The sequence below is a fragment of the Mesorhizobium sp. M2C.T.Ca.TU.002.02.1.1 genome, from assembly GCF_003997225.1.
This window is the reverse complement of record NZ_RZTO01000607.1, coordinates 1-3,848: the sequence shown is the minus strand read 5'-3', so window position 1 is coordinate 3,848 and position 3,848 is coordinate 1. Positions and strand designations below refer to the sequence as shown.

2 protein-coding genes and 1 pseudogene are annotated in these 3,848 nt (G+C 65.1%); 1 reads left to right on the top strand and 2 read right to left on the bottom strand.

The features are described from left to right. A partial coding sequence (locus EOD07_RS25955; protein ID WP_164772524.1) for a S8 family serine peptidase occupies positions 1 to 1,702 on the bottom strand: 1,702 nt, incomplete at its 3' end. Between the two features lie 534 nt (positions 1,703 to 2,236). Here EOD07_RS25955 and EOD07_RS25950 point away from each other — a divergent pair. Beyond that, the gene (locus tag EOD07_RS25950; protein WP_127237444.1) at positions 2,237 to 2,920 is read left to right on the top strand and encodes a Crp/Fnr family transcriptional regulator; all 684 of its coding nucleotides are present in this window, start codon (positions 2,237 to 2,239) and stop codon (positions 2,918 to 2,920) included. Between the two features lie 125 nt (positions 2,921 to 3,045). Here the strand turns inward: EOD07_RS25950 and EOD07_RS25945 are convergent. Beyond that, positions 3,046 to 3,848, bottom strand: a pseudogene (locus EOD07_RS25945) (Dyp-type peroxidase domain-containing protein); the annotation flags it as partial.

The following is a 3,848-nucleotide window of genomic DNA, read 5'->3' as shown; positions in this document are numbered from 1 at the left end:
GCAGACCTTCCAGGAACGCCTTGAGCGGCTTTGACGGATTGCCCTGGTCGAGCGCCGCTTCGAGGAAGCGGTTGCGTGCCGCCGCCGAAACCTGATCCGGATCGCCGTCCGGGTCGGCGACCGTCTGCTCGATTGCCACTGTGCTTTGCGCCATCTGCGTCAGTTCCAGCGCAAACATCATGCGCTGCCGCGATGTCACAGGGGTCGGTGCCGCCAACGAGTTGCCGCCGGTCAAGAGGTCAAGCCAGCTCCATGTATAGGTGGCGGGAGTGAGCTTCGTGAGGCTCCCCGCCGCTGGCGGCGGGAAGTCCAGCGCATCGAGAGCCCGCAACACGCCCTGCCCGATCTTCTGCTTCGTCTCCGCCGCATTCATCTTGGCCGTCGATTTCAAAGCCTTCGCGAACAACGCCTTGCGTACAGCCTCGATCCGCATCCACGGCTGAGGATAGTTTTTCACCACGTCCCAATGCTCGGCGAGCCACAGAGCGGCCGCGGCGGCGACTTGCGGGGTGGCGGCCGAGGTGCCGTTGCCGTCCATGTCGACCACCTTGCGGCAGTCGATTTCCGCCCAGGGCACGTTCGGCGTGTAGGCGCCGAGCGCCGTGTTCATCTTGGAAGGCGGCCCGTAATTGCCTTGCATGGTGCCGAGAGCAAGGCCGGCATAGGCGCGCCCGTCGCCCATCACGCCGCAGGCCGCAAGCACGCGGTTGTAGCGGGCCGGATAGACGATGCTGCTTGGCGTGAAGGTGAAATTGTTGCCCGCCGCCGTGACCATGACCAAGCCGTGGTCGTAGGCAAGGTTGACGGCGTCGACCAGGGCCTGCGAGGTGAAGCCGCCCATGCTCATCGATAGCACCTGCGCGCCCTGCTGGCGCGCGTAGTCGATGCCTTGCACCATGGTGCCCGTGGTCAGCCGCACAACCCAGTCGGCGATGCGAACCGGCAGGATTTTCGCCAATGGCGCGCCGCCGACGAAATCGGTGAAGCCCGGCCAATGCGGCGAAGTGCCGTCGAGCTTGTTGCCGGCAAGCAGGCTGAGCGTGCCGGTGCCATGGCCGCGATTGCTGGTGAGCGTGCCGGCTGGAGCGTGGTCGGTCGCGTTGTTCGGACCGGTTCCGTCGTCGACGAAGTTGCGTTGCTGGGCTGTAAGAAGCCCAGCCGGCAGGGTCTCGTGGTTCGGGTCGAAACCGGTATCAAGATGGGCGATCGTGATGTTGGCCTGCTTGGCGCCCACCCTGTTGCGCGCCGCCGCGAACTGGCTGAAGTCAGGCGCGGCGTTCCAGGCGATGCGCCCGGCGACCACCGCCTGCCCGCCCTGCGGATCCTGATCGTCGAAAGCGCAGACGGGACTGGCGCTTGCCGCCATGCCCCGGTCGCCGGCGCCGCTCCTGTAATCCCATTGCTGCGCGATATCGGGCTCGACCGCGAGCACCTGTGCGCCCGCGGCGGCAAGCGCCGGAGTTCGGGCGACAAGATCGTGGGCGTGGTCCCAGGGATTGTCCGTATCGGCGGCATCCGTTGCCAGCCGCAACCAGGTGGCGCCGCGATCCCCGGCCGCAGCCGGACCTGCGCCACCGACACCGGGCGGGAGAGCAAGGATCGGTTCGGCTTCGATCCCGCCAATCCGGGGCGGCCCGCCTTGCGCCGCGAGCCCCGCGCCGTCGCCACGAACCTTGACAAGGAGTCCCTTCGCGGCTGCCATGGCATGCCCCTCCCCAAGCCAACCATGGCGCCGACCGTCCGCTGCAGTCAAGCCAAGGTTCCCGCCATGCTTCGATTGAGATCTTTGCCGACTAGGCAATCATGCGGCCTGTCTTCCAAAGCAAAGCCGACCGAGACATGAACCCACATATTTCAGAAGCGACAGTCGCTCCGGCGGACATGCATATCTGTGAGCGCCTTCACATACGCCGAGCAGGATTTGCGCGCAGATATTGCATCGGGTTCTCGAGGAGAAATTTCGATCACCTAGCCATTTTCAGATTTGCTGTCTGCGCGCATGGGCACCTCCCACCCAAGCGCGCGGACGGCGTTTCGAAGGATCGGCCCGCAACCGCCAGTGCGCCCGGTCTCCTTACAGTTTGCCGGCTTGTCCGATTTCGGCGTGTCGGGCGTGACATCGGACCTTCTGTCCATCGCCTGCCGAATTCGGTCAGCCACCATAGAAGGAGACGACGCTTTGATCGAGCACGCACTTATCCTACAATTTCCGCTTAACGAGAGGCGGAATCGTATCATGGCTACAAACGGCGCGGACGACAGGAACCTGCCGCGCCTGGCGCGCATCGACCCGCGCCAGTTCGACCTGCTGTTCGCGGGCTGCAAGCTGGAGCGCTATGCAGCAGGCCAGCATTTGTTCGTCCAGGAGGATACGTCCGACCGCATCTACGGCGTGATGAGCGGCACCGTCGAGATTTCGATCTATTCGCCGGGCGGGCAGAAGCTGGTGGCCAATATCGAGCTGTCGCGCAGCCTGGTCGGCGAGATCGGGGCGCTCGACGGGCGCCCGCGCACCGCGACCGCCATCTGCCTCACCGCCTGCGAGCTGGTTTCGCTGAGCCGGACACAACTCTTTGACCGCATTGAGAAAAACCCTCCTCTTGCACGCGCAATGATCGAGCTGCTGTGCGCAAGACTGCGCTGGGTCAGCGGCGAGCTGGGCGACCAGGCCTTTTTCGGCATCGAAGCCAGGCTGGCAAAACGGCTGGTGTTCCTGAGCGGCGTCATGGCCGACAGCGCCGGCTGGATTCCGATTTCGCAGTCGGAGCTCGGCGAGTTCCTCGGCGCGACGCGCGAATCCGTCAACAAGACGCTGAACGACTGGCGCAACCGGCAGATGATCGCCATCAAACGCGGCGGGTTGCGCATCACCAACCTCGCCGCGCTGAACCAGATCGCCGAATCGCAGGACGACGACTGAGCGATCCAGCGCGGCGGTTTTCGCCGTGACTGGCTCGGCGGTTTCGCCGCAGCTGGCCCAGTTGCTTCGCCCCAGCTCGATCGGTTCGCCACATCCAAGAAGCATCGAACAGCTTCAGCGCCCGGTCAAAGCCGCGAGATCAGATAGCGCAGCGCCGAGCGGCTCGGCATGAAGAAATAGCCGCCGCCCTTGGTAGTGACGAACTGCGGTACATCCTTGAGCACGGTGACCTTTTCCCAGGAAGGGATCGAGAACCGGCCGCCGCCGCCTCGCGCGCCGATCGTCGGATCCGTTTCGCCCACAAGGCCCTGGAACGAATTCGACGAGACCCAGGTCTGCTGGATGAACTCGTATTGGCGTTCGATATCGGCGTTGAGGCACATGAAGAGCAGGCCCTTTTCGGTTCTCCCGCCCCTTTCCTTCTTCTCATAGGTGCGGCCGACGCGCAGGATGCGGTGGCGTTTGCCGATCCTGATCTGCGTTTCGCGATCCTCGCCAAGCGAATCGCGCGGGTTGGAGCGGCGTATGTGGGAGCCGAGCGGACAGCCGTGCCCTTGCGGGTCCTCGGCGCCGAGCGCGAAATCATTGTCGACGCTGCGGCCCGGACGCCCGTTCGGATTGCGCACCAGCGAGCTGCCGTCCTGCCAGCGGCCGAGCATCTTTGCCGCCACCCAGCGCGGCGTGATGGCCGCATCGCCGGTCTCGCCGGCGGCCTGAACGGCGGCCTGCCGGCAATAATCGTCGAACAATTCGACATGCTGCTGGAACTGGCGCACGACGAGGAAGGTGCCGTTGCGGCCGAAATCGCGTGGCGGCGGTGGCTGCCCCGGAATCTGGCGGTTGCGCCGCACCTGCGACAGGATACCGGTGCGATCCAGCGCCGCCTCGACGGATGGCGAAGCCGGATAGAAGCCATGCTCGTCGCGGT

Coding starts and splice junctions, on each gene's coding strand:
- EOD07_RS25950 (WP_127237444.1), top strand. CDS start 2,237: ATGGCTACAAACGGCGCGGACGACAGGAACCTGCCGCGCCTGGCGCGC.